A 26,308-nucleotide genomic window follows, 5' to 3' on the forward strand; every position below is an offset into this window, starting at 1 on the left:
GAACGGCAGCATTAGCTACTGGCATGTTAGCTGCCGTTCAATTTTTGTTTTAGAGAAGGAGATATTTATTGGTTAGCACCATTAAGTTGACTGTGCCCTTTGCAGCAAACATATTTAAATAGCCTGCATCATTCTTTTATTTCATGGATAAGGATAACATCAAATTCAAGCCGGAGTTTATAAAAAGGTACTCTGAATTAACTGATTTTAAGGAGTTCAAAGAATATTCCCTGAAATTTTTAAGGAGAAGCATCAGAGTAAATACTTTAAAGATTGAAATTGAGAAACTGAAAAAAAGCTTAGGGAAAAGCTGGATATTGGCTCAAATACCCTGGTGCAAGGAAGGATTCTGGGTTGAGCATAAGCAGGGAAGAAGGGATATTGGAAATGCGATTGAGCATTTTCTCGGCTATATTTATGTTCAGGAATCGGCTTCAATGATCCCGCCTATAGTTCTTGACCCGAAGCCAGGAGAGATTGTATTGGATATGTGCGCTTCTCCCGGGTCAAAGACAACGCAGATAGCGCAGTACATGAAAAACAAAGGAATATTGGTTGCAAATGATTATAAGGGGGAGAGAATTGTGCCGCTTGAGATGAATATGCAGAGATGCGGGGCAGCAAACTGCATCATAACAATGATGCACGGAGAGTGGCTCAAGGAAATGAAGTTTGACAGGATCCTTGTTGATGCGCCGTGCTCCGGAACAGGAACAATAAGGAAGAGCTTTAAAACATTATTGATGTGGAACCCGAATATGGTGAAAAGGCTGTCAGCAACGCAGAAGAACCTGATCGAGACTGCATTCAGCAATTTAAAAGAAAATGGAACCTTGGTTTATTCAACTTGTTCGCTGGAGCCTGAGGAGAATGAAGAGGTTGTTGATTACTTGTTGGGCAAACATGATAATGCTGAACTTGAAGAAATAAAATTAGACATAAAAAGAAGCGAGCCTATTTTAAAATTTGAAAATAAAAAATACAGTGATGAAATAAAAAAATGCCTGAGGATCTGGCCGCAGGATAATGATAGTGAGGGGTTCTTTGTGGCGAAGATTTCTAAATTATGAGTTATTACTAATAAATGATTACTTAATGGAAATATTTAAATAGTGAGGAGCATTTTCTTTGTAAAAATAGAACTGAGATGGTTTTTATCAAACGATTGAAAAATCATTTTTTAGCTAGAATAAGGTTAAATTAACCCAATAATGTCAGAATACGCATAAAAAAGTTCATTTAAAAAAAAGTGGGGCTTTAGGAACAATTACAGATAAGAGATAGTTAGCATAAAGCTTTAAAGATAAAAAAGAGCAGATCGGCAATCAGTAAAAAATATATGTTAGCTGGCAAATTGAACCATTTAATACTAAATCAGGTGAAACATGCACAATAAAACAGCCTTGTTATTGCTGTTGTTTTTACTGCCCTCAATTGTAATGGCAGAAACACTAGAAGCCTACAATATAGACCTGCAAGTCAAAGACATCAATAGCAGATACTATATTTTATCTGCAATCGAATACAATTTTAATTCTTCTTCCAATAAAAACCTTACAGTTGTTTTGCCACCTGATGCATGGGGTGTTTCTCTTGCCATAGATGACATAACTTTAATTCCTGATGTTTCAAACAACAAAACAACCATACCAATAAAAACTTCTACAAAAAAAGTAAAATTGAGCTTTTACACAAGGGAAATGCTCAACTATAATTCGCCAATGGCTGTTTTTTTCACAGAATTCATTGCCCCTTTTGATTCCAAATTGTTCAAGGCCGCTTTAACGCTGCCACCGCACTCCATCTTGATGGACCCAGTAGAAGAAGCAAATGCAAAGCCAACACGGATTGAAAGCAATGGCCAAAGTTCAATGCTTGTCTGGGAAAATTTCAATGCTTCAAAAAATTCCAAAATGACCGGCATGGCTGTATTTAACATTGGAGAAAGATCAGGCATCTTTTCTGACAAAAAAATGAACATAGTGCTTTCTGTATTAGTTGCAATCATAATGGCCCAAATCACGTTTTTAATAGTTTACAAGAAAACAAGGATGAAAAAGCTTGAAAGGAAACTCAGTAAAAAGTTCAGCATTGATGAGCATCTCAAGGAAGACGAAAGCCAGATCATCAATATATTAAGAATGAAAGAAGGCAGAACAACACAAGGCACATTAAGGGTTATTACAGGGATGCCAAAAGCGAGCCTAAGCAAGCTTCTTTCGGAATTAGAAGCCAGAAAAGTGGTGCATAAAGAAAAAAGCGGCAAAAAAAACATTGTTAGCCTAAGAGAACATTTTATGAACAATAATGAGAAAGGTGCAGAAGTATGATGCCTATTTTGACAAAAACAAGCGATTGTTCCCGCAGTAAGATATTTACACTAGCCTTAAATACTGCCAAAGGTGATAAAATATGAATAAAAAAATGCTGCTTATAATTCCTTTGCTGTTTTTAGCTTTGATCAGCTTGGCTCTTGCATCAGGGCCACCCATAATAGTGGACAAGCCCACAAATAACTCCATATTGCCAAATTCAACAACATCTGTTATTTTAGAAATCTATACAAACGAGTCATTTTGGTCAAAATGCAAATATGACACAACAACAGCAAACTTCAGTTATGAAAATAGTCCTTCTAACTTAACATCAACTATCCTGTACGGAAATCTTGTCAAATATAATTTAACGTGGAACGTATCCAGCGGCAACACATATAACTTTTATTATAAATGCAATTCATCCAGCGGAATAAATGATGTTGGCGTATACCATACATTCAGCGTTAATGCTACGCCAGATACAACTCCGCCAGCAATCTCAAATGTTGGAAATTCAACGCCGCCAACTGACAATGTAACCATCATCTGGAACACAAATGAAATTTCAAACAGCACTGTTTATTACGGCCTTACAACAGCATATGGCTCAAAAGCAAAAAATGATACAGATACAGCAAACCACTCTGTTTTATTGGCTGGCTTGGCAACTGGCAGTATTTTATACCATTACGCTGTTGAAAGCTGCGATGCTGCAGGCAATTGCGCAAACAGCTCGGATTATAATTTTACAACAGTCGGAGTTGCCGCCGGAAGTGCAGGCGGCTCTATAAACTGCACATGGCCTGCGACTGGAAACTGGACAATAAACGGGACAATGTATGTTAAATGTGAAAATGAGAATATAACGCTGAACGAAAGACTGTATGTGAAAGACAGGGCAGTTTTGGTATTAAACAAAAGTTCACTTGTATTAAATGGAAGTTCTCGGCAAAATAGCATTTACATAGAAAATACTGCAAATCTTACGATAATAGAGTCTACAATATATGCAAATAATATTGCAACCATTATAAGATTTTATTTCAACGCAAAAAGCAGAATTGAGAACTCTTTCTTTGAAAAGACCGAGTTCTTTGGAAATTCAGCAAATGAAATAATTGACTCTGTGTTCAATGATACGGCAGATTTCTTTGATTATTCAAATAACACAATAATAAATTCGACATTTAATTTAGAGGCCAGATTTTACAATTACTCAAACAACACAATCAAGAATGCAACATTCAAGGATTATGCCAGGTTCTTTGGAAATACAACCAACAAGATAAACAGAACAACATTCTATTCAACAACCAGCTTTGATGGAAACAGCAACAACAGAATAAACGAATCAACTGTATTTTATAGTGAAACCAGCTTTAACGGCTCTTCAATAAACTCCATTGATGGTTCAACATCCAATGAAAGCGCATATTTCTACAATTATTCACAGAATACAATAAGGAATTCAAAACTAACAGACATCAGCATTTACGGAAATTCAACAAACATATTCGAAAATGTTATCCAGTCATTCGGCAGCGGTACAGAATACGCAGCAGGAACAGGAGGCTCTAGCTCAAGCGATTATGAAATGGGGGGAAATATTGTCATTTATGGCGAATCAAATAATACATTTGTGAACACAACAATAAATGCTACAGCGTCTATAAGCGAAAAATCAAATAATAAAATCAGCGGCGGCTATATTGATCATTTAGTAATTTATTCCGACTCGACAAACAACCTGACAATAGATGGCTTAAGAACAGGAATTGCAACGAATGACATGCGGTCTACCACAACAAACTTTGCCATAAATCTCAGCAATGTTGATATAGCTTATTTAGGGTTTGATGCAAGGGGCAATTCAACAAATTTTTTAACAAATTCAATGATAAATGTAACCCTGCTTGAAGGCAACAGCACAAACAGGCTGAGAAATTTTGAAGCGCGCCGTGTTGGGGATTCTTCCCTATATCTGGCTGACAGTTCAGATAACACAATTGAAGATTCAAACATAAGCTCTTTATTTATCCAGCCATATTATGGAACTTTGGCTGTAAAAGATTTACAACCAGGCTTAATCAGCAATCACATAAACTCAACAGAAAGATTCAAGATAAATATAAGCAATACAAACATAAGCGAGATAAAATTCAGCTCATATCTTAATTCTGTAAATTACATCCAAAACTCCACGTTCAGCTATATTATTTTAAGAGGGAATTCAACCATTAATTTTAATGCCCCTCTAAGCACCACTAATGAGTTTGATGTTTATACAAAAGATTCGACTGTAACAATAAGAGGGCACATCAATATAACCGCAAAAGACATAGCAGATTTCCATGACCGTACAAATATTACTAGAGTCTTCCCAATCTATGTATATGACCAGCATGGCAGCCTGGTCAATAACAAAAAAATAGAGATCAGGGATGAAAATGACAGTGTGATCTATGAAGGAAACACAAACGAAGGATACATAAATATTACATTGCTGTTCAATTATTCAAACTATTACAAAAACTACAGCATTTATGTTGAAGCGCCTCCTACTCAGAAAATAGGTGAATTCGGCTTGTTGAACAGCACACCAATAGAAGTCCAGATTGCATTGCCAGCGCAGCCAACACCTTCCACTACAGATGATAACAGCGGAGGCTCTCCTCCTACAATCACACCATGCAAACCGAACTGGCAGTGCGCTGATTGGGAGCCTTGCTCTAAAGAAGGCGCAAGAAGCAGAAGCTGCACGAACTTAAACAGCTGCGCTGGAACTAAACCCGCAATAACAGAAACATGCACTTATGCAGAGCTTGCTCCAGCCAAGGAGGAAGCGAAAAAAGAAGAAACAAAAGAAGAAGTTGTAAATCTATTTGAAAAGGCTAAAATGCCTGATAAATTAAACAACGAAGTAAACAGAATAACTGCAGCAGCTGTCAGCGGGTCAATTGCAGAAGCAAATACGCCCATAGACCGAGTAGTAAACACAACCAATCTGATAGCTGCATTAAGCACGATAGTTGCTGGCCTGGGAGTTTATATGTTTTACCAGCTAAAAAGCTTAGTTTTCATCAATTTATGACTCTTTAAAATGGATTAAATGAAAATAAACGATAATTTATATATCGGGATTATAAATTCAATAACGAGAAAGGAAATTATGAAAAGATTCTTATTAACGGGATTGATATTAGTTGTAATTTTAATGGCCGGGTGTAAGGTATCTCAAGATGTATCTGCGCCAATTGAGACTGGTTTTAAGGAATATAAAAACAGCGATATAGGTATAAAATCCATGATTTACCCGGCAGATTGGAGTTTTGTGGTTAGCGAAGATAGAGCAGTAGCAAGTTTTTCATCACCGGATAAAATAGCTGGATTTGACATTGGCGTGTATATTTATGATGAAAGCATAAATTTAGAAACCTTTCACTCTCGACTTTTAAAGATGTTTCCTGAAGAGCCTAATGTGGAATTCACAATTTTAGATGAGGAAATAAAAGAAATAAACAATCGTAAATGGTTGATTTCTAATCGTATTGTAAAAATTAATAATGTATCTATATGGCAGAAATTTGGTTTGATATTAACAGGGTACTATGACAACCAGCAGACCATACAAATTGTTATGGAAACAGATGAAGAGCATTTTAAAGAATATAAATTACTATTTGATAAAATAGTGAAATCGATTAGATTCACAATATAAATTAAAGGTCAATAGCCAATTCCAAAATATTATTTTTTTGGTTTTGTTTTTGAAACTATGAAGAAATCTTTTCCAACATATCCGCAATCAAGACATTTCCACCCAACCAAACCTTGAGTCAATATAGGATTTCCTAATTTTGAGAAACCTTCTGCAATTACGATCTTTTTACTGCCACATTTTGGACATGCTTGTTTTGCCATATATTAACAAATAAATTGGGGGTTATAAAAAGATTTCGTTTTATTTGGAATTGGCAATTTCATCCGAAAAGTTCAAGTCGCCGAGCTAGAATAAGTAAATTTAGTTAGAGCTCCAGAAAATCTAATATTGTTCGATAAATGAGTAGTATGATTTTTTTAACTCATCATTATTTAATCTATCACAGAACATAAACTTTTTACAACTCACAATAAACAGTGTTGTTTCGACAGTATTATTTTTATCAGTGATGCAATATATATTCTCAATTCTTTCATTTTCTGCATCTATCAAAGGATAGCAATTTTTATCCTTGATTTTAACAAAATCATATCTTCTTTTATCCATGACTGGCGCATAGTTGTTTTCAACGAACCAATTGTTAATTTCGGGTCTTAAATCAGCATTAATTTTTGATTCATCTAAAGGCGTACTAAGATTAAAAAAGTAAAAATTTTTTCCTTGTACAGGGATTTTACTATCGCTAAACAAAGTATAGACTGTCCAGTTTTTTTGTAAAGGCATTTTATAAACTGTATAAGTCATTCTATCCTCTGGTTTTAATTTGAGATCGGCATAGTCTGTGATTGAATAGTGCATATAAAAAGTAGTGGCGATGGGTGTAAAATCGCCAATATCTGAAAGAAGATTATCCCTAAATTCAGGAGTAATATAATTATAAATTTCTGTTAAATTGTCTGTTGGAAATGAACTATACAAGAATTTCTTTTGTTCTTTTGTTATTGAATTCAGCATATTTTTATCTTGGAGACTATAACACCTTAAATTAATGGTCTTATTAAAAACTAAATAATTATCAAACTCATATAAGCACATCTTGTCTCCTTTATTCATAAATTGTTGAATAAATCTATTAGATCTCTCATATCTTTCACGGCTCTTAACCTCATAATCTGAAGGGTACATCACTTTAAGAAATTCGTCATCCCATCCCTTTTGTATCAAACGAATACTGTTGAGGAAAAATATTTCGGACTTTTCTTGACTTGTTTCAATATATACAGACTTAACTTTCGGTGGTAAGCCTTCTTTTGTGGCGTGAGTAAAATAGATACGAATATATTGAATGGGATAGTTAAAAATTCTATAATCTAAAATTTCGGTTTTTTCATTAATTATGGGGTTTGTCTTGTCATATTCTTCAATAGCTACAGCTTTAGGATATCCTATTTGAAGATAAATATAGCAATATAAGAACACGACTAAAAGAAGCACCAGGAAGAATGTTCCAAATCTTCGAATATTGAATTTATTAAACATTGTCAAAACCGCCAGCCATGAATCAAAGCATAATTTAAAAAAATAACGAACATATTGTATAGCGAATGCAGCCACATTACCGTGATTAACCCTTTTCTTAAATATATTTTACCAAAAATTAAGCCAATAATAAATGTAGGAATAAGGTATAAAATTGTATAAATTGCTGGTCCGCTTCCAAAATATAGATGGGATAAGCCAAACAATAGAGAAGAAAAAACCAAAGAGATTACTTCAGCGTGTTCTGTCCACTTAGAGATGATCTTTTTAGTCCAATTTAGAATTCCCCATCTAAAAACTAATTCTTCGAGTGGACCTGCTAAAAGTCCAAAAAACAGCAAGTAGGTAGGAGGAAAAAATTTAAAAACTGTTTCAAGGTCAGACAATTTTAAACCTGACATTTCAAAAAATAATCCAACTATTATGGCAATTATAAAAGTACCGAAGAAATAAACAGAAATTTCTCTAAAAAAATCAATGAACCAGTTAAAACCATCACTCCAATTATCAGTTTCTCTTTTCTTCATGAATATTGCTAGAAAAAATAAGCCTATTGTTAGACTTAAAAAGAATAACCCTTTAAAGCCGATAGAAAATGAAAGAATAAAGGTTATGAGAGCAAAGAATAGAATCCAGTTACGTAAAGTAGCAGAGTCTTTTTTCATACGAAGATAATTTTGAATTAAAGGTATATAAATCTTCCGACAGATTTTTTTGGGCTCGTAGATGTTGCGTTTAGATAAGACGAGGTGACTTGAATTGAACATAACAACTATTTCCTACACAATTTCAATAATTTCTCCCACTCTTCATCAACATTCTTCTGGATCTTTTCAAGAATTTCCTTGTTTTCTTGCTTAAATAAATGCGCAAATCTTCCTTGCGTCTTTAAGTAGTCTGAGACTGGGATCGGTTTTGCAGGATCGTAATTCAGCTTGTAAACTCCGTTCTCAACTTCGTACAAAGGCCAGAACCTGCTCTCAGCTGCAAGCTTTGCAATCTCTATTGCCATGTTTCCGGGGAATTTCCATCCAAGAGTGCAGGGCTGCAGAACATTCAGAAATGCCGGGCCGTCTGCATTAAACGCTTTCTCTGCTTTTGTATAGAGATCATTCCAATGCGCAACAGTTGTCTGCGCAACATAAGGGATATTATGGGCAGCCATGATCTTCGCAATGTCTTTTTTAAACTGCTCTTTGCCATGATGAATTTTTCCATCTGGCGAGGTTGTTGTCGCTGCTCCAAACGGAGTTCCGGAGCTTCTCTGAACGCCGGTGTTCATGTAAGCTTCGTTGTCATAAAGCACATAAACAAATTTATGGCCTCGCTCAGCTGCTCCTGATAAGCTTTGCAGGCCAATATCATAAGTTCCGCCGTCGCCGCCGAATGCAACAAACTTGATGTCTTTCTTTACTTTTCCTTTTCTTTTCAAGACATTATATGCTGTTTCAACTCCTGAAATTGTTGCAGCTGCGTTTTCAAATAATGAATGGATCCAGGGAACTTTCCATGCAGTATGAGGATAAACTGTTGATGTGACCTCCATACAGCCTGTTGCGCACGATGCAACAACATTGCCTGTGGCTTTCAATACAGTGTTGATTATCTGGGGGAATCCGCAGCCAGCGCATGCCCTATGGCCCGGTACAAACCTGTTCTCTTTCAAGGATAATTCTTTAAGGTTCATTTTCTTAATCCTGCATATTTTTCCTGTTTTTTATTTGCCAATAAAGTATCAAAAATGCCTTCAATGTCTTTCTTGAAAATCTCCCTTCCACCCAGGCCAAATACAATGCCTGAAACATCCGGCTTTTTGTCTAATACGAACAATGAATTTAAAATTTCAGAATAAAGCGGTGCATTCGCGCCATAAGACTCTGCCCTGTCCAGAACAGCAATCTTTTCTGCATTCTTTAATGCTTCATTTACCTCGCCATATGGAAATGGCCTGAACAATCTTATTTTTAACAATCCAACTTTCTTTCCCTTGCTCCTTAATTCATCAACAACATCTTTCACAATGCCTGCAGTTGAGTTCAGCACAACAATAACAGCTTTTGCATCCTTTGATTTATATTCCTCAAAATAGCCATATTCCCTGCCTGTTATTTTTGAGATTTCACTGCCTATTTTCAGGAATTCCTTTTTTGCGCCCTGCATAGCATCATCGAGCTGGCTTTTTGTTTCAAAATTATAATTCTGGAGCTGTATTGCGCCATAAGTTATTGGGCGATCAACATCGAGCAACGAATACTTTGGCTCGTAATTGCCTGCAAATTTTTTAACAATGTTGTCATCTAAAATCTCAACATTTGCAACACAGTGCGAAGTTATAAATCCGTCCTGGCAGACCATGACCGGCAATAAGACATTTTTTGATTCTGCTAATTTGATTGCGATTAGATTGTGATCGTAAACTTCCTGCGCATCCTCGCTGTAGAGCTGGATCCATCCTGTATCTCTGCATGCCATTGAATCAGAATGGTCGCAGTGTATGTTTAACGGAGATGACAGCGCCCTGTTGACAACATTCATGACAATCGGCAGCCTCAAGCCTGAAGCGACATTGAGGACTTCAAACATCAATGCGATTCCCTGCGAAGATGATGCTGTCATTACCCTTGCGCCTGCTGCGCTTGCTCCAACAGCAATGCTCATTGCGCTGTGCTCTGACTCTGCATCAACTGTTTCCCCTGAAACTTTTCCGTCTGCATAAAACTGGGCAAATGTTTCAATAATGAAAGTCTGCGGGGTTATCGGGTAAGACGGAATTACATCAGGATCGATCTGCCGCATTGCCTCTGCTGCTGCTTCATCCCCTGTTAATGCAAGTGTTTTTTTATTGGGCATTTTATTTTTTAAATTCTCCTTCCGGCTTCATTGTAATTGCTTTTACAGGGCACACTTGGCTGCATACTCCACATCCCTTGCAGTACCTGAAATCCGTGCCTAGGCGCTTTGCTCCTGTTTTTTTATCTTTAACAACAATTATGCACATATCAGGGCAGTGCTGCGCGCAGATCATATCCTGGTTGCATTTAGATGCATCATAAACAGGCCTTTCTGCCCTCCATGATCCGGTTTCTTCTTTTAAGGTTGAGCCTGGCTCTAAAACTATGCCGCCAATCGGCATTTCCTTGCTCGACATTAGCTTAGTTTTTTGCTTCATTAAAACCTCTTGCTACAGCATTTATGTTCGCATTAGTTTTTTCTTCTCCTAATTTTTTCAAAAAATAATCCTTTATTTTTTTGTTTATGTTTTCAAGGCTTACAATGCTTGTTGCCTTGATCAACGCCCCCAACAACGGCGTATTCGGCTTATTTGCTTTTATCGCTTCAAAAGCAATCTTTGTTGCATCCAATGTGAATATTTTTCCTTTGAATTCTGTTAAATTTTTTATTTCTGCAGGATTTTTATTTGTGTTTACAATCAAAATGCCATTTTCCTTTAAGCCTTCGGCAACATCAATCTGCTCGATAAAGTAAGGGTCTATAACCATTACAACATCCGGGTTGAGCACAGGCGAATAATCCCTGATCTTTTTATCTGAAATTCTTACATAAGACTTCATTGGAGCCCCCATTCTTTCTGCGCCGTATTCCGGGAATGCCTGCACAAACTTCCCTTTTTCCATTGCAGCCTCTGCTATGAACTGGGCTGCTGATTTTGCGCCCTGCCCTGCTCTGGCGTGGATTCTTATTTCGATCATTTTTATTGTGTAGAAAAAGGATTTCTTAAGTTTTTAAATGTTGTGAATTCGAAAATTAAATGTTCTTTTTTTGTTTTGATCTTTTTATGATTTTTATTAACCCTTCATTTGCATTAACTTCTATTAAGTCGCCATCTTTTAAAACTTGTGTAGCTATCTTAGTTCCGATAATACATGGTTTTTTCATTTCTCGTGCAACAATTGCTGCATGCGAGATAATACCGCCTTCATCAGCAACAAAAGCGGCTGCTTTGTGCATTGCTGTTAGAAAATCAGGGGCTGTTGTTGGCGCTATTAGGATTTCACCTCGCTTCATTAAAGACAGTTGTTTTCTGCTAATAATCACTCTTGCTTTGCCGCATATAATGCCCTTATAAGCTGCCTGGCCCCTGATTTTATTTATTCTAACTTTTCGGGGTCTTTCTATGCTAATCTTGAATTTGCTCTCGATATCTTCAATTTTTGCACTGACAAATAGGGTCTTGTTTGTATAAAAATATCCTTTCAATCTTTTTTCAAGTTTTTTTTGTGATGGCATTCTGCCTGAAATTGCTTCATCTAACAAAATAACGTCAACATAACTTGTTAATTTAGGATATGCATGTTTAATGGATTTTCTGATTACTGCATCAGAACCAGCACCGATCAATTCTCCTTCTTTACGGGCTTGCAATAAGGGCGATAGTTCTTTTGTTCTGCCTTCTTCTTCCAGTAAATCTATTGCCCACCACAACGCTCCAAACCACGGCCATGATGCACGCACTCTAGAAGTAAATTTTTTAAGCGACTTGAGATCAAGTATGCTCTCTTTTTTCAAAATATATTGTATTGGTTTGATAATATTCAAAAAATTTTTAGCAACAAAAAAGGTATAAGCCCCATCCTTATTCATCATGCGTCTAATTTTATTTTTTGTCCATCTTATGCCATTATGATTCATATAACAGACTACAGCATCGTTTTTTCTCTGAAAAATTATGTAAGGCATGAAAGGCTGTTCTTCTTTAGCCCACTGTCTTGGATCGGTGCTTTCACCAGCGCACCAAAGTTCAACCATGCCCAATGAAAAATCTCTTGTAAATGTCTTTTTGTATACTTGTTTTGATCTGACCATTTTAAGATAATAATTACTTCAAACTCGACAAGTACCTTATCGCCCCCAGCGCAGCTTTTGCGCCTTCTCCTGCTGCTACAACGATCTGCTTTTCCGGCGTATTTGTAACGTCGCCTGCTGCAAAGATCCCGGGAATATTTGTTTTTGCTGACTGATCTATGATTATTTCTCCGAACTCATTCTTTTTGGCGATATTTGCAAAATCTGTTTCAGGAACAAGCCCGATTTCAATGAAAACGCCCTGAACAGCAATAATTTTTATTTTGTCAAGAACCACATCAGAGATAGGTGGAATGTTGTTGCTATTCATAGCATCAGGTGGTTCTTGAGCATGCTCGGAAATTTTCCGCAATCTGAAATTGATTGGCTTTCTGCCACCAGTTTTAAACTGGTGGAAAATTTCCGACATTTTATCCTGCTCTAACTTGATCCCTTTTACAAATTTATCCCCAAAAATCTCAACTGTTTTTGAATTATTCAAAACAGCCACTTTCTTGTTTTTTTCAATTTTCTGCCTTAATACTTCCTCTCCGCCAAGCTCGCCTGTTATATTGATCATATAAATTTTATTTGCATACTTTGTAAGCTGCAATGCTGCATCTAATGCAGAATTCCCTCCGCCAATAACTGCCACGTCTTTTCCGGAAAACAAAGGGGCATCGCATACTGCGCAATAAGTCACGCCTTTCCCCCTGAATTCCTTTTCACCAGGAACATTGAGCATCCTTGGCTTTTTGCCTGATGCTATAATGACTGTTTTTGCCTGATACTTTTTGCTGCTCTTTGCTTCAACTTCAAAAATGCTGTTTGGCTTTCTCAGCTCAACAATTTCATCAGTAATGATCTGCACATTATACTTTTTAACATGCTCTTCAAACTTTTGCGTAAGCTCTGCGCCAGTTATGAATTGGTAGCCAATGTAATTCTCAACATCAGATGACCATACTGCCTGGCCGCCAATGTCTTTTGAAATAATGAGAAAATCCAGCTTGTTTCGGGCTGCATAAACAGCAGCGCTCATTCCTGCTGGCCCAGCTCCGATTATGATAAGGTCATGTACCATGTTAAAAGAACAGAGGCTCGATAGTTTTTAAATATTGCGTTTATATCTGCATTCTAAAATGCACAAATAAAAAAAGAAATAAAAATCAATAGTAGCCTCCGCCTGTGCTTACTCCTGCAGATGTACTTGAGCCAGCAGATGAAGCAGAACTTCCGCTTGCACTGCTGCTTGATTTGGCTTGTTCGCTGACAAGGGCTCCGATCTTTATTTTTCCGCCTTCGATTGACAGCACCTCATTCAGCCCGATTTTCAATCCGACACCTACATTTCCGTCGATGTCCATTCCGACCTTAGTTTTTGTAATTGTTTTTCCTAACTTAATTTCCACTTTATTATCGGATTTTACTTCTACATCTGCTTTTTCCTTGGTTTCAAGCTCTACAACAGGGGCCAGGATATACTCGCCATTCCCGGTTAAATGAAGGGACTCGTCTGCCATGAAGTCAAATGTTGCTGTTGATGTTGAGCTTGCATCAATTACAAGATTTCCTAAAATCTTCAGTTCGCCTGACGGCAGCTTGGCTTCATGCTCTCCGGATGCATCCATAACAACAACTTTTGAAATATGCAGGCGGACTTGCTCATAAATTCCCGGCTTTAGGCTTATATCTGCCAAAAGCTCCTGGCTTCCTTCTGCTTTCAGCTTAAGAAGGTCATATGTCTTCTGCGCTGATAAAACAGTTGCCCATCCTTCTGCCGCGCTATGCACGCTTACCTCGTCAATAGTAATTTTTATGCTTGTAACTGCCTTCATGTCTGCAGCAGCATCTGTTATTGCAAAAACAGCTCTGCCTTCTTCAGTTTGCTTCGGCGGAATTACACCGGTTGCCGGCTCTTGCGGCAATTGCTGACAAGCAGCCAGAAATAAAACCATCACCGAAAGCAAACCTATTATTTCTTTGCCCATCTAAACCACCTTTTGTTTTATATTTATTTTCTCTTTATGACTGATTTCAGTTTTTTAACCATTCCCGGGTCTTTAAGCTCTTTTTCTGTATAGCCATGCACCGCCTTTCCATGCTCTGTTACTTTTGACATCAAAGCCCCCATGCTGCGCGCGGTTGCTGTATAGCTGCAGTCCATACCCAGATTACTGCACGATATTTCGTATGTCATTTTACTCACCTCCAAATTTATCTTTACAGGCGCCATTAAAATTAAGTTCCATGAAGCCTGTTCTTCAGCAAATCAAGCTCTATTTGCTCTACAATATTTGTTCTGTTGAACAAACTGTCAAGCTCGTGTTCTATTGCCTCAAAATCAAAACACCTTCCTTTTTGGCAAACAATCTCTCGGGTCATTTATCTCACCTCCCGTTTTAGAATTAACGATTCGTTTATTTTTCTGATTAAAGCATTAATATCTGCCTTGTTGGCTGCTGCAGCCTGCTCCAGAGTTTCCCATGTTGCGACATGGCAGCCAATGCACTGTATGCCGTAATCCAGCATTATTTCTATTGATTCGGGATATTTCTTTACAACATCCCCGATCAGCATTTCTTTTGTAACCGGATCTTTTGGCATTTTGTCTAGCACCTAACAAGGTTATATCTGGAAAATATATAAATCTAATTACTTTGAAATATAAGTAAATATCATTAAAATATTCTAAATAAAAGGAAAAGTTTATAAATATAGGCTTATTACTAATATATTATAAGAAAATGAAAAACAATAACCTGTTCATGAAATTGGAAGACTTCAAGAAAAAAACCCAGTTCAACGAGCAGCTGGGCCTTGATGACAGGGATAATACGATTCTGTCTTTAATCCAGAAAAATCCGGATGTATCGCAGGATGAGATTGCAAAAAAAATAAAGCTCTCCCAGCCTTCAATCGGGGCAAGAATAAAAAAACTCAGGCAAAAAGGGATCTTGCACAGCATAAGCGGAGTGAATTTCAGAATAGTTGACCTGAGCCTTGCAAAGGTGGATGTGAATGCGACTGACACAACAGCCATCATTAATGAATTCAAGGACTGCCCATTCTTCATTAATGCTCTAATCACTTCAGGAAGGCATAATCTCTGCCTTTTTTTCATGGCAACTGACCTCAAAAGGCTTGAGGGCATAGTCAATCATCATCTAAGGGGAAACCCGAAAGTGAAAGATATTGAGCTGAATATAGTGATATCAACTGCAAAAGATCTTGTCCTGCCGCTCAACATAGATTATGAGAACAAAGCGCAGATTGACTGCAACCAGGAATGCAGGAATTGCGTATAAAAAGAAAACATAATTGCCAATAGAAATATTTATTAACTAAATTACCGAAGGTTTCATTTATGGCATGGTACAGCTTCATTTTACCTGTTTTGAATGCAGCCTGGATCTTTTTGATCTGGATCTGGCAGTTCTTTCTGGTATGGATCGGCATATTTGGAGCATATTTCACAAACTTCAATCTTTTATGGATAGGCATTCCTGTATTTTTGAGCTGGTTTTTTGCTGAATTTTTCCAGGAGAAGAGAGGGACATCTTTGGGCAATGCGATTTCAAACGGAGTTATTCCATTATGGGTGGGGATAGACTGGGCAAGAACGCTTTTTTTAATGCTTGAAAAAAAAGAGATGGTTCTGGGCGTTTATTTTTTCCTTAAATTATTTTTGGCAGCCCTGATGTTTGCTTACGGCATCTGGATAATTATTGAAGGGCTGAAGGCTAAAAAGATGATACATTTCATAGGAAGAGTTCGTGTTGTAACTTATTTTGCGCTTGTTTTCACGCCGATATTTTATGACAAAGTAAAGCCGACATGGCAGGTTTTCATTTCAATAGCCTTGTTTTTCCCGCTCTTTTATTATTTGATTGAACTAATAGACAAGATAACCCCGAATCCCGAGTCAATTAAAGAAGAGGGGAATATGGAGAAAATGCCTTTTGAAGGCGAAGAAGAGCTGCCGCAGATGGGACGGGAAAATCCAAATATGAGACCTTTAATGCCCACAAACCCTTATTTCCAGCATCCGACACAGCCAGCAAGCATGAGAGAAAGATTGTTTCCTTAAGTCATAATGTTAGGATCAATTTTTAGAAACTTGTCCATATCTGTTTTTAAAAGTGTGCTTTTTTCCAGAATACATCAAATATTTTTTTATAGGATTCTGCTGCCTGTTTACTCACTATCAAAACAGCAAATGGCGGATTTGCATTCCAAATTACAATCAGGACTTTATCATCATAGATAAAAGTATCAGTTGGGAAATATGTCAAGGGATAAAATTTTATTGCTCCAGAAGTTATTTTTAGAATATCTTTTCTTTTTTTAAACTCCTCATCATATATTATCAATGATTTTATCTTATTCCTTTCCTTTTCTTTTTGATAAAGATCATAATAAGGGCCTATTGTATCCGCCATATTCCCGGAAGCAAATGCGCAATAAGTTCCTTTTGGGGAAAGCTCTTTTAGCATATTCTGCAGGGCGGATTTTAAACCTCTGACTCCTTCATAAATAGAAACTTGCTGTTTTGCTTTTGCTATTTCCCTCTTCAGGCTTAATTCTGGCAGTAAAGATTTAGCTAATTCTTCTTTTTCTTTGAGAAAATCCAATAACCTATTGGGATCACTAGCTTGGAAATACTTCCTGTTTTCCTTAATAACAAATGTCGCAAGGCCTTTTTTGATAAGGCGTTCTAAAGCATCATAAATAAGAACACGATGCAAACTTGTTTTTTTGACTATGGCTCCTGTTTTAGTTTCACCTATCTCTAATAGAGCCGTATAAGTCAATGCCTCATTATGCGTTAACCCTAATTCTTCAAGTTTTGCTGCATCCATGTTCAGGTAGATGATTCAGCCCGTATTTAAATCTTTCTACATTGTTATCAAATATTTATAACAAAGATTTATATGGCGAATATACACTACTACTTAATTGTGATTAAAATGATGAAAGAGTATAATGACCGGGAACCAAGTAAAAGTAAATTCGGAACAGATATAACCGAATTAGTTAGGTCTATTCCCCTCGATAGGTTAGTGGGAAAAATAATTGTAACTGGAACTTACACCCCTTACAGAGAGGGTATGACAAGAGGTGATTTCGATAAACCTGAGAAAATAGGATTATCCACAATAAATATTGAAGAAGTAATATCTGCATTGCAGAAAATAGAACCGCAATATTTTCATTTTCAAGCTTCTTTTTTTTATTGGTATTACAGACCTATAGTAAGCTTGTCGACTGAAGAAGCAAAAGTTAGTAGTATACGCAAATTGTTAGGGCGCGAAGAAAACTATGAACATATAATATCTGTAGTCAGATGCTATTTTGCTGCTGATCTTTATAGTGGAGAAGCAAAAGGTGAACCCAAAAAGCATGATGAAATGACTGTAAAATATTTTCTTAAATAACTTTATTTTCTCAGTAATCTTTATAAATAAACACGCAATTCTCTGCATTGCTGAGGCTATAATGTGAATGTTATAGTTCTCGGGAGGAAAAATGGACATAAAACTAACAATAAGCGACTCTAAGACTGGAAAGTCTTACAAGAGAGAGCTGAAAGGGCAGGATTCTAAGGTGCTGATCGGCAAGAAGATCGGCGACATTGTAAAGGGCGACAACATTGGATTTAGCGGCTATGAGTTCCAGGTAACAGGCGGCTCTGATGACTGCGGATTTCCTATGAGAAGAGATGTTGAAGGGATCACCAAAAGAAAAATCTACACTGTAAAGAGCAAGGGAATCAGAGTCGGGGAAAAGGGCATCAAGATCAGAAAAACAGTTGCCGGCAACACAGTCGGAATCAAAACTTCCCAGGTGAATCTGAAAATCACAAAAGAAGGAAATGAAAAGTTTGCTGAAGAGAAGAAAGAAGGCGAAGAAGCGGCAAAGGAAGAAAAACCGGCTGAGGTAAAGAAAGAAGAAGAAAAGCCTGCTGATGTAAAAGAAAAGAAAGTTGAACATAAAGAAGAAAAAACTGAAGAAAAGAAATAAAAACTTAACATGCCAAGGAAGAAACCGGAAGAATCTGAAAAAACTGAAGAAAAAGGGGAAATTAAAATAAAAGAGCAGAAAGAATCAAAAGAAGAAAAAGTGCAGCCGGAAATAAATATAGGCATGGTCGGGCATGTTGACCACGGCAAAACAACTTTAACAATGGCCCTGACAGGCAAATGGACTGACACTCATTCTGAGGAGATCAAAAAAGGGATAACTATAAGATTAGGCTATGCTGATGCATCATTCTATAAATGCGATAATTGCGAAGGAACAGATGCTTACACAACGCAGCCAGCCTGCAAGAAATGCAATGGCAAGGCAGAGTTTTTGAGAAAGGTCAGCTTTGTTGATGCCCCTGGCCATGAATCCTTGATGGCAACAATGCTTTCCGGAGCAACAATTATGGACGGCGCTTTGCTGCTTGTTGCTGCGAATGAGGAATGCCCGCAGCCGCAGACAAGAGAGCATTTGATGGCGCTGGAAATTATCGGCATCAATAAGGTTGTTGTTGTGCAGAACAAGGTGGATACTGTTTCAAGGGAAGGCGCAGTCCAGAATTATGAGCAGATAAAGAAGTTTTTGGGAAATACAAAGTTCAAAGATGCGCCGATAATACCTATAAGCGCGCAGCACAGAGTCAATATCGGAGCATTAATAGATGCAATACAGAAAGTTATAACAACTCCTGCAAGAGATCCTAATAAAGAGCCCATTATGTTTGTCGCAAGGTCATTTGACATAAACAAGCCGGGCGATCTGCCTGAGAAGCTTATCGGCGGGGTTTTAGGCGGATCATTGAAGCAAGGCATGCTTAAAGTCAATGATGAAATAGAGATAAAGCCAGGTTATGAAGTGACAGAGGCAAATAAAAAAATCTGGAAGCCGTTAAAGACAAAGATAGTTGGCTTGGTGACTGGCTCTGAAAAAGTAAATGATGTAAAGCCAGGCGGCTCGATCGGGGTGCTTACTTTATTAGACCCTTCCATTATAAAAGCAGATTCCCTGGGCGGCGCAATAGTTGGCTTTCCTGGAAAGCTGCCTGATGTCTGGTATAACCTTAACTTAGAAACACATCTGCTTGAAAGGGTTGTTGGATCCAGAGAAGAATTAAATGTGGAGCCCATAAAACTGGGTGAATCATTAATGCTTAATGTAAACTCAGCAGCAACTGTCGGCATTGTCACAAAGATCGGCAAAAACAAGGCAGAGTGCAGGCTGAAGCTGCCAGTATGCGCTGAAAAAGGGTCGAGGGTTACGATCTCCAGATTGATCAAGACAAGGTTCAGGCTAATAGGATATGGGATAATAAAGGAATAACGGATTAAACCCATAGAAAGCTTTATAAATTAGTTATTTCAATACAGCTGTATTGCATATTTTATACATATATGTCGTTAAAAAGAGGTGTGAAGATGAGGATGAATAAAAAAGGCGCTTTGGAGCTTTCTATAAATGCGATTGTGATCTTGATTCTTGCAATAACAATGCTTGGCTTAGGCCTTGGATTCATGAAAAAGACATTTGGAGGCGTTACATCCCAGTTCGGAGAGGTTTCTGACCAAATAAAAAAGGAAATGATTGACAGGATTAAGGATTCCACAAGCAAGGTAATGCTGAATGTTTATGAAATTGAGATGAAACGAAGCGAGGAAAAGAGCATTTTTCTTGCGATAAAAAATGATCTGCAAGATGACACCCTTGTTGAGTTCAGCATAGCCATTAAAACCGACGACTGTAAAACGATAGCCGGAACTGCTTGTGAAGGAGATGTTACAGTATCAACCTTTTCTACTAAAAAAGTGCAGCCTGGTGAAGTTGAAGTCATCCCGATGAAGGTGAAAGTAAGTTCAGGAGCTGAGCCAACTACCTATTTGATTCCGATTGAAGTAACGCCGCCAGGGGCAGGTAGCCAGCCACAGACAGTTGACCTTTACGTAACAGTCAAATGAGGCCAAGATGAAAATCAAAAGAAGGCTAACTCAGGCAGAAGAATTCGAGATCATGAAGATCACATTTGACAAGTTTCTGTGGGTTGGCGTGATTATCATGCTGTTTGGCCTGTATCAATTATTCCAGCAGGCAGCGATCAACCCGATCTATATCATTTTAATCGGAGCAGTGATCCTTGTGATTTTCATGGCAATAATAGCCAAGGAATATGAAATCAAAAGGGTTTGATTTTTGTTTTTTAATCTTTATATGATTTTAATAAAGGGACAATAAATGAAAAAAAGTCATTATTTGTTTTTGACATCTATAATTATTCTTGTTTTTTTAATAAGCGCCTGCGGAAAAAGCAATGTTGAAAAATGCAAATCAGTTTCTGACTGCGCAGCAAAAACATGCTATGACGCAAGCTGCGTTAAGGGAAAATGCAGCTATATTGCTGAAATGAACTGCTGCGGAAACAAAATAAAGGAATCCGGGGAAAATGAATGCGGCTGCCCTGCAGATTACGGCCAGTGCTCGGCAAAATCAAAGTCAGGCATAACATATGCGTGCGATAAAAAGGATGAATGCGTTCCCCAAAAAATATCACAGACATTTTCTTCAGAAAAAGATGTTGGGAAATTCAAGCTCCAGCTGAGCACAACAATAGACAAGCCATTCGATACAAGACGCTCCGCCCTTGGATTAAGCATAATGCTTGCGCAAGCTGATGCTGGCGTGACGGATATAAAAATAAACAAAATAATGGTTGAAACATCAATGGGCAGCTCGAATATTTTATTGAGCGAAAAGCCAATTGAAAGAATGCTGTGGAAAATAAATGACGCAATAAGCGAAGTCATTGTGATTGATTATGATTTTGGCGCTGATAAGGCGGACAAGCGAATATCATTGAGAATATTTTATGAGTATAAAGAAAAAGGAGTGAGCAGCAGCGGAAGCTATGTCGAGCAGATAAAAACAGATGTAACGTTTGTAAAAGGGCCTGAAGCTTCATGCCCGGATTCCTGCGATGACGGCAACAGGTGCACAAATGATTACTGCAATGAACAAACAAATAATTTCTGCAGGCATGACATAATAGCTGACTGCAACGGCAACTGGATCTGTGAAGAAGGGGAAACGAAATGCAATGCTCCGGCAGACTGCGGGCCTTGCGAAGGAGATGTTGGAAATTACATGCAATACGGCTGTTTTGAAGACAAATGCAAAACTGCAGTGAAGGAGGGGATTCAATTATCCAAGCTTTACCCGAATACAAAAACAGCATCTTACTTCACATTGGACTTTGACGTTTCCCTTGAGCAACCGCTTAATATCAAGAACAATACAGTTAAAATTGACTTTACGTTGAGCAAATTTGATGAAAAAAATGCTGTTTTGCCACTAACTATCAATAAAGTGCAAATAAATGATAAAACAGTTGTCCTTGGCCAAGAGACCGGTAATTTAATTTTCCCAACTGTCGGCTATAAAAACAGCATTGAGATACCGGTAAGCAGCTATGAATTTGACGGCTATCAAAAAGATATTTACCTTAATATAAAAATAGACTATGAATTCGGAAAAACCAGCTATGGAGCAACAACCACTTATGCAGATTCATTCGAACAGGCGTTAAAAGAAAAAGTAACCGTTATAAAGCCAGATGTCAGTTAAAAACAAGAAAGGCATGGAGTTGAGCATAAATTTCATAGTGATGCTTATCCTGGCCATAGTTGTTTTCGGGCTTGCAGTAACATTGACATACAGGTTTATGCAGCAGGCCTATGCAACGCAGAAAGATCTTGACCAGCAGACAAGAGCGCAGATACTTGATGCTCTTGACACAGGGTCAAAGGTTGCTGTTATTCCGAATTCCATCAATGTACGGGCTGGGAAGAGCGATGTTGCCGGGATTGGAATAAGGAATATTCTGGATTCTGGCGATACATTCAGCATAAGCGTTAAATGGGATGCTGCTATTGATGAAAAAGGAGAAACAATTTCAACTGCGACAGAAGCTACAACTAAATGGTTTGTTTACCCAACAACAAAAACAATTAAAAAATTTGAAAGAGACATTGCAAGGGTTGCATTCAACATACCTGGCGGAGCTAAGGCTGGAACTTATATTTATAATGTGATGGTTTGCACAGGAGCAAATTGCGATGCTAGCGGAGGAGCGGCAAATGCCCAATCGCAAGCTTATGACCAGCAGATCCACAAGATTTACGTTTATGTTTCTTAAATCAACTACAAATGAACTACTAAAAAGTAATTACAAAATAGAAAGATTTAAATATTTCAAGTGCCATAATAAGCGCTATGGGAGAAAGGCTTGAAAGAATAGTGGAAGGAGCATATGCTTTTCTGCCGGTAATAGGCAGCGTTGCAGTCGCAGCAAAATACCCTGCAGGAAATTTCACAGGCAAATATTTGATCGAAACTGCATTTCCTTTTGGAGCATATTTTTTAACCGAATTGATCTCCCCATATTATGGCGCTTCATTTAAGAATAGGGGAAGATTTGTTGCAGGATTTCTCCTTTCCTTATTTTACGGCATTGAGATCGCGCAAGCATTCAGCGGGTTTTTTGGAAAATTTGATCCCAATGATTTTGTTGCTTATACAGCAGGCATGTGCTTGGCGTTAGCTGCGGATAAGCTAACATTCGGAAGAAATCCGTAATTGCCATTTTTGCTTATTTTATTTTACATTCTCCTATGAGGATTATTAATTCTTAGTGAGTTCGTTCTTTGCAGAAGATAAGGCATCACATCGTAGTTTCTGTCTGGATCCAAGTTCATATTGTTTATCAAACAGATGATCCATTTTATTTTCTAATAAGCTGCCTGATTTGTTTGATGTATTTGGAAGAAATTTTAAATTGCCTTTGTAAGGGGCTCTGTATATGTCCCACTGCTCATGACCTATCCATCCATTTTTTCCGTAATAACCAACAAGAAGTTCAATAATATTGCCTTCATTATCCGTTCTAAAGTCATTTACTTCCAATAGACATTTATTTTGCGCTATAGCTTCTAGTTGGTCTTCATTTATTCCTAATCCATTCCATAATTCCTTTTTAAGTTCCTGAATCGTATATTGTTTTCTTGCAATGATGGATGGAAAAGCACTAATCTCCTTTTTATCCCCATTTAATGAAACTTCGTATATATGATTACCCGACTTATATGATTCTGTGGTAACATAAAATTTATCTCTAAAAGAACCTTCCAAAAAAACATAAGCCTCGAACTGTTCGGGTATAAATATTAGCTTATGACTTCCATCAGCAGGGTCAACTAGGCTAATGCATAGTTTGTGTCTTGTCTCATTAGGCATAAGGGAATAAACAGGTACAAGAATTTTTCCATTGTCCAACTGGCGCAGATTATTTCTGCCACCAAAGAAATTATCTATAATCTCATCACCTAAATCTATTTTTATTGGAGCTTTATCGCCAATATAAATTTCTTGAGAACCAGAACCCATTTTCCTGCTTGTGTAAGCAACACTGTCTCCTAAGAAAGCTGCAAGCCATTCGGCTTTTGTATCATTTGTTAATTTTACAGCATTGTACTTTTCAACTAATCTATTTTTAGCTGTGCACCCTGTTGTTAGGTATGTTAGATAAGATACCATTAAAGCAATATAAAGTGCCTTGGTTTTTTTATCCATTTTATTCTTCTCCTTAATTTATCAAGAACCACCTATCAGATATGGGTGTAATGCTGCTGTCATTTCCTCTGATCATGCGGCACTAGAACAGCAGCTGATGTTATGGCATTATTTCCGGCGTTATCAGCTGATTCGACAGTTATTGTATAATTCCTGCCGTCATTGTCGTTGCCATCTCTCCATGCTATCAGCTTTATCGAGGTATTAAATCCATTTACAGTATTTTTAACTTCATTATACTCATCAATTAATTTGAAGCTGTTAATTTTAACGCCGCTTAAGGAATCAACAGCATAGCCATTTACCTTAACGCTCACTTCTTTATGGTCCGGAGGCCATATTTGATTTGGATTTAATGCCAAGCTTAACTCTGGCGGTGTTTTATCTATTTTTATTATTGTTTCTTTTGCTTCTTCTTTGTTGCCCGCATTATCTACACTGTAATATTTCAAATACGCTATGCCCTCTGCTGTTATTGATATTGGCTCTTTATAGCTGATGTTTGGAACGCAAGCATAATTTCCAATGCAGTATAATGTTTCTTTCACTCCGGATAAATCATCTGTGGCGCTTAAATTGATCACAGCATTTTTATTAACCCATGTGTTATTGTATTTATAATCATCCTTTGTGACAGGGGGCTCTGTATCTATCGCCATAATGACAGCATATACGCCTAAGTGGCCAATATGCGCGGTTAACTCATTTTTCTCTTTATTTATTGAAGCATTTTGAGCTATCCAATTATTGTTTTCTTCATCATAAAGATAAATATCCAGCCTATCTTCATTTATTGCCGGATCTTCATCATAACCTATAGTTATGGCTGAGGGAAGCGCAAATGCAAGTTCTTGGGGTATAAGCCTATAAACAACAAGGATATTATTTTCACTATTGATGTAAAGAGATGTATCTTCTTTCATAATTGTTATAATTGTACCGGAGAGAGCATTGTTTGTTGTAACAATAGTGCCGCTTCCTTTTAATGCATCAGGCGGGACATCTAGCTCTATGAAGGACCCTCTTAAGATTATAGAGCATCCTGGAGCTCCGCAAAGCGCTGATGTCGCAAGAGTTCCCGAACCAGCAGCTCCGCCTGTTCCTCCACCGGAACCGCCTCCAGCTGGCCCGCCAGCAGTTCCGCAGTCAACAGAGCTAAGCGGAGCAGGGGGATCCCATCTGGCATTCTCTAAACCATGGCAAACAAGGCGATAGTTTGGTTTATCATAGGCAAGATGTGTAATGGTCCAGGACCATGGAGGGTCCCAGCGTTCATACCCACACCCAGGCTCGCCATCAGGATCAACGCATTTATATTTATTGCCATCCTGGGGCGGAGTATAAATAGGAGTCTCTGGCCACTTCTCAAAAGTCGGTTCAGTAGTGCAATCGCCAGTATAAAATTTTCTTATATTGCCATTGCAGTCGCAATAATAGCTCTGGTAAGAAACATCATTATTGTATGCCATCATAAATTGCGTATTGCTGCCGCCAACACGGCCCCCAACAGTTTGGGAACAGTCGCACCCGATTATCATGTTTCCACTAACTTGATACATACTTACATGATTCTCAAAACAAAAATACTCTTGTATGCCCCCAGTGCCAAGAGCTGCGCATCCTTCATTACATCCGTTAACACTGTCGCTGCCACCGCCATTTGCCAGAGGAAGAACTACAAGAAATGCCAATAAGAACATTACTGAATAATTTATTTCCTTGTTTATCATTTTACATTTACCTTTGTAACTTCCGGGCTTCCATATTCTTCTTTAATTGTTTTATTTACAGAACCATAATCTGTTACTTTAATTCTAAAATATTTATCCTTGCCTTCTTTTATTGTCTTAACCCAGAATTCTTGCCCAACATGTTCTATCTTTGCCTCGGATTGCCAAACTAATTCTTCTAAAGGTGGAGGGCAATTTGATGTTTCCGTTGGAATATACGCAGGGTTAACCCCTTTCGGGATAGGAAAGATTCCAGATTCGCCTTTTTCCTTAGGCAGAACCTTAAGAGTAAGATCCTTTTCTAAAGCAAATTCTGCTAAATTTTTATTTGAAGAATCTTCAAAAAGAAAGCCGTTAAGATAGTAATTATGACCCGGTATTAATATGCCATAACAGCGCATTCCAAAAACAGATTCTGAATACGTTACATCCCTATAGTTTACTTCAACTACTACACTTCCTTCCTCATTCAGAGCACCTGTTCCGATTTTTGAGGCGTCATATATGTCATGATGTTTTGGGCTAAGGGCTTGTTTTACAGATGGGTAGGCCGCCAAAGTAGCTAAAAGAATGCTGCTGATTACTGCTATTTTTTTAGTTGTTGCTTTCATTTT

Annotated in this window: 31 protein-coding genes; 14 read left to right on the forward strand and 17 right to left on the reverse strand. The window is 37.7% G+C overall.

Features of this window, described 5'->3' with window-relative positions; genetic code table 11:
• Positions 1-143 precede the first annotated feature (143 nt).
• The 4 genes from HYU07_02840 to HYU07_02855 all read left to right on the forward strand — a co-directional run bounded on the left by HYU07_02840 (position 144) and on the right by HYU07_02855 (position 6,036).
• The gene (locus HYU07_02840; protein MBI2129152.1) at positions 144-1,070 is read left to right on the forward strand and encodes an RsmB/NOP family class I SAM-dependent RNA methyltransferase; all 927 of its coding nucleotides are present in this window, start codon (positions 144-146) and stop codon (positions 1,068-1,070) included.
• Positions 1,071-1,385: 315 nt separating this feature from the next.
• Complete coding sequence (locus HYU07_02845) at positions 1,386-2,330, forward strand: hypothetical protein (protein ID MBI2129153.1); 945 nt, start codon at positions 1,386-1,388, stop codon at positions 2,328-2,330.
• An 82-nt stretch (positions 2,331-2,412) separates the two neighbouring features.
• On the forward strand, positions 2,413-5,409 hold the full coding sequence (locus HYU07_02850) for a hypothetical protein (GenBank protein MBI2129154.1): 2,997 nt from the start codon (positions 2,413-2,415) through the stop codon (positions 5,407-5,409).
• Between the two features lie 18 nt (positions 5,410-5,427).
• Positions 5,428-6,036 carry a hypothetical protein gene (locus HYU07_02855; GenBank protein MBI2129155.1) on the forward strand — a complete coding sequence of 203 codons (609 nt, stop codon included), beginning with the start codon at positions 5,428-5,430 and terminating at the stop codon, positions 6,034-6,036.
• Between the two features lie 29 nt (positions 6,037-6,065).
• Here the strand turns inward: HYU07_02855 and HYU07_02860 are convergent, their stop codons facing one another.
• The 13 genes from HYU07_02860 to HYU07_02920 form a co-directional block, all read right to left on the reverse strand.
• Positions 6,066-6,239, reverse strand: a complete 174-nt coding sequence (locus HYU07_02860) for a hypothetical protein (protein ID MBI2129156.1) — start codon at positions 6,237-6,239, stop codon at positions 6,066-6,068.
• A gap of 121 nt (positions 6,240-6,360) precedes the next feature.
• Positions 6,361-7,518: a hypothetical protein gene (locus tag HYU07_02865; protein ID MBI2129157.1), complete on the reverse strand. Its 1,158-nt coding sequence runs from the start codon at positions 7,516-7,518 to the stop codon at positions 6,361-6,363.
• A 2-nt stretch (positions 7,519-7,520) separates the two neighbouring features.
• Positions 7,521-8,183, reverse strand: coding sequence for a CPBP family intramembrane metalloprotease (locus HYU07_02870; GenBank protein MBI2129158.1), 663 nt, complete (start codon positions 8,181-8,183; stop codon positions 7,521-7,523).
• A gap of 107 nt (positions 8,184-8,290) precedes the next feature.
• Complete coding sequence (locus HYU07_02875) at positions 8,291-9,205, reverse strand: pyruvate ferredoxin oxidoreductase (protein MBI2129159.1); 915 nt, start codon at positions 9,203-9,205, stop codon at positions 8,291-8,293.
• Positions 9,202-10,368, reverse strand: coding sequence for a pyruvate ferredoxin oxidoreductase (porA, locus tag HYU07_02880; GenBank protein MBI2129160.1), 1,167 nt, complete (start codon positions 10,366-10,368; stop codon positions 9,202-9,204). The genes HYU07_02875 and porA overlap by 4 nt, the downstream gene beginning before the upstream one ends.
• A gap of 1 nt (position 10,369) precedes the next feature.
• Positions 10,370-10,687 (reverse strand): 4Fe-4S binding protein, encoded by a 318-nt coding sequence (locus tag HYU07_02885; protein MBI2129161.1) that lies wholly within the window; start codon positions 10,685-10,687, stop codon positions 10,370-10,372.
• Positions 10,671-11,228, reverse strand: coding sequence for a 2-oxoacid:acceptor oxidoreductase family protein (locus HYU07_02890; GenBank protein MBI2129162.1), 558 nt, complete (start codon positions 11,226-11,228; stop codon positions 10,671-10,673). Before HYU07_02890 ends, HYU07_02885 begins: the two co-directional genes overlap by 17 nt.
• Positions 11,229-11,283: 55 nt before the next feature.
• Positions 11,284-12,342 carry a hypothetical protein gene (locus HYU07_02895; GenBank protein ID MBI2129163.1) on the reverse strand — a complete coding sequence of 353 codons (1,059 nt, stop codon included), beginning with the start codon at positions 12,340-12,342 and terminating at the stop codon, positions 11,284-11,286.
• Between the two features lie 13 nt (positions 12,343-12,355).
• Positions 12,356-13,405, reverse strand: coding sequence for an FAD-dependent oxidoreductase (locus HYU07_02900; protein ID MBI2129164.1), 1,050 nt, complete (start codon positions 13,403-13,405; stop codon positions 12,356-12,358).
• Positions 13,406-13,490: 85 nt separating this feature from the next.
• On the reverse strand, positions 13,491-14,312 hold the full coding sequence (locus HYU07_02905; GenBank protein ID MBI2129165.1) for a DUF4382 domain-containing protein: 822 nt from the start codon (positions 14,310-14,312) through the stop codon (positions 13,491-13,493).
• A 23-nt stretch (positions 14,313-14,335) separates the two neighbouring features.
• A complete protein-coding gene (locus HYU07_02910; protein ID MBI2129166.1) occupies positions 14,336-14,521 on the reverse strand; it encodes a DUF1059 domain-containing protein in 186 nt (61 codons plus the stop codon).
• Positions 14,522-14,562: 41 nt separating this feature from the next.
• The gene (locus HYU07_02915) at positions 14,563-14,706 is read right to left on the reverse strand and encodes a hypothetical protein (GenBank protein ID MBI2129167.1); all 144 of its coding nucleotides are present in this window, start codon (positions 14,704-14,706) and stop codon (positions 14,563-14,565) included.
• Complete coding sequence (locus HYU07_02920) at positions 14,707-14,928, reverse strand: DUF1858 domain-containing protein (GenBank protein ID MBI2129168.1); 222 nt, start codon at positions 14,926-14,928, stop codon at positions 14,707-14,709.
• Positions 14,929-15,068: 140 nt separating this feature from the next.
• Between HYU07_02920 and HYU07_02925 the strand changes: the two genes are divergently transcribed.
• On the forward strand, positions 15,069-15,629 hold the full coding sequence (locus HYU07_02925; protein MBI2129169.1) for an Lrp/AsnC family transcriptional regulator: 561 nt from the start codon (positions 15,069-15,071) through the stop codon (positions 15,627-15,629).
• 59 nt (positions 15,630-15,688) lie between these two features.
• Complete coding sequence (locus tag HYU07_02930; GenBank protein MBI2129170.1) at positions 15,689-16,411, forward strand: hypothetical protein; 723 nt, start codon at positions 15,689-15,691, stop codon at positions 16,409-16,411.
• Positions 16,412-16,457: 46 nt separating this feature from the next.
• Here HYU07_02930 and HYU07_02935 read toward each other — a convergent pair whose 3' ends face one another.
• Complete coding sequence (locus HYU07_02935; GenBank protein MBI2129171.1) at positions 16,458-17,183, reverse strand: hypothetical protein; 726 nt, start codon at positions 17,181-17,183, stop codon at positions 16,458-16,460.
• Positions 17,184-17,291: 108 nt separating this feature from the next.
• On the opposite strand from HYU07_02935, the gene HYU07_02940 reads away from it, so the two are divergent.
• The 8 genes from HYU07_02940 (at position 17,292) to HYU07_02975 (ending at position 22,971) form a co-directional block, all read left to right on the forward strand.
• Positions 17,292-17,759, forward strand: coding sequence for a hypothetical protein (locus HYU07_02940; GenBank protein MBI2129172.1), 468 nt, complete (start codon positions 17,292-17,294; stop codon positions 17,757-17,759).
• A gap of 91 nt (positions 17,760-17,850) precedes the next feature.
• Complete coding sequence (locus HYU07_02945) at positions 17,851-18,345, forward strand: 30S ribosomal protein S6e (GenBank protein ID MBI2129173.1); 495 nt, start codon at positions 17,851-17,853, stop codon at positions 18,343-18,345.
• Between the two features lie 9 nt (positions 18,346-18,354).
• Complete coding sequence (locus HYU07_02950) at positions 18,355-19,668, forward strand: translation initiation factor IF-2 subunit gamma (protein ID MBI2129174.1); 1,314 nt, start codon at positions 18,355-18,357, stop codon at positions 19,666-19,668.
• 101 nt (positions 19,669-19,769) lie between these two features.
• On the forward strand, positions 19,770-20,300 hold the full coding sequence (locus tag HYU07_02955) for a hypothetical protein (GenBank protein ID MBI2129175.1): 531 nt from the start codon (positions 19,770-19,772) through the stop codon (positions 20,298-20,300).
• Between the two features lie 7 nt (positions 20,301-20,307).
• Positions 20,308-20,529 (forward strand): hypothetical protein, encoded by a 222-nt coding sequence (locus tag HYU07_02960; GenBank protein MBI2129176.1) that lies wholly within the window; start codon positions 20,308-20,310, stop codon positions 20,527-20,529.
• A 45-nt stretch (positions 20,530-20,574) separates the two neighbouring features.
• On the forward strand, positions 20,575-21,960 hold the full coding sequence (locus HYU07_02965; protein ID MBI2129177.1) for a hypothetical protein: 1,386 nt from the start codon (positions 20,575-20,577) through the stop codon (positions 21,958-21,960).
• Complete coding sequence (locus tag HYU07_02970) at positions 21,950-22,531, forward strand: hypothetical protein (protein ID MBI2129178.1); 582 nt, start codon at positions 21,950-21,952, stop codon at positions 22,529-22,531. The genes HYU07_02965 and HYU07_02970 overlap by 11 nt, the downstream gene beginning before the upstream one ends.
• Before the next feature lie 77 nt (positions 22,532-22,608).
• Positions 22,609-22,971, forward strand: coding sequence for a hypothetical protein (locus HYU07_02975; protein ID MBI2129179.1), 363 nt, complete (start codon positions 22,609-22,611; stop codon positions 22,969-22,971).
• A gap of 45 nt (positions 22,972-23,016) precedes the next feature.
• Here the strand turns inward: HYU07_02975 and HYU07_02980 are convergent, their stop codons facing one another.
• Genes HYU07_02980 through HYU07_02990 form a run of 3 tightly spaced genes read right to left on the reverse strand, consistent with a single transcriptional unit; the run spans position 23,017 to position 26,305 of the window.
• A complete protein-coding gene (locus HYU07_02980) occupies positions 23,017-23,964 on the reverse strand; it encodes a hypothetical protein (GenBank protein ID MBI2129180.1) in 948 nt (315 codons plus the stop codon).
• A 59-nt stretch (positions 23,965-24,023) separates the two neighbouring features.
• On the reverse strand, positions 24,024-25,694 hold the full coding sequence (locus HYU07_02985) for a hypothetical protein (protein ID MBI2129181.1): 1,671 nt from the start codon (positions 25,692-25,694) through the stop codon (positions 24,024-24,026).
• On the reverse strand, positions 25,691-26,305 hold the full coding sequence (locus HYU07_02990; GenBank protein MBI2129182.1) for a hypothetical protein: 615 nt from the start codon (positions 26,303-26,305) through the stop codon (positions 25,691-25,693). Before HYU07_02990 ends, HYU07_02985 begins: the two co-directional genes overlap by 4 nt.
• Positions 26,306-26,308: the final 3 nt, after the last annotated feature.

The organism is Candidatus Woesearchaeota archaeon, assembly GCA_016180285.1.
Taxonomy (GTDB): domain Archaea; phylum Nanobdellota; class Nanobdellia; order Woesearchaeales; family JACPBO01; genus JACPBO01.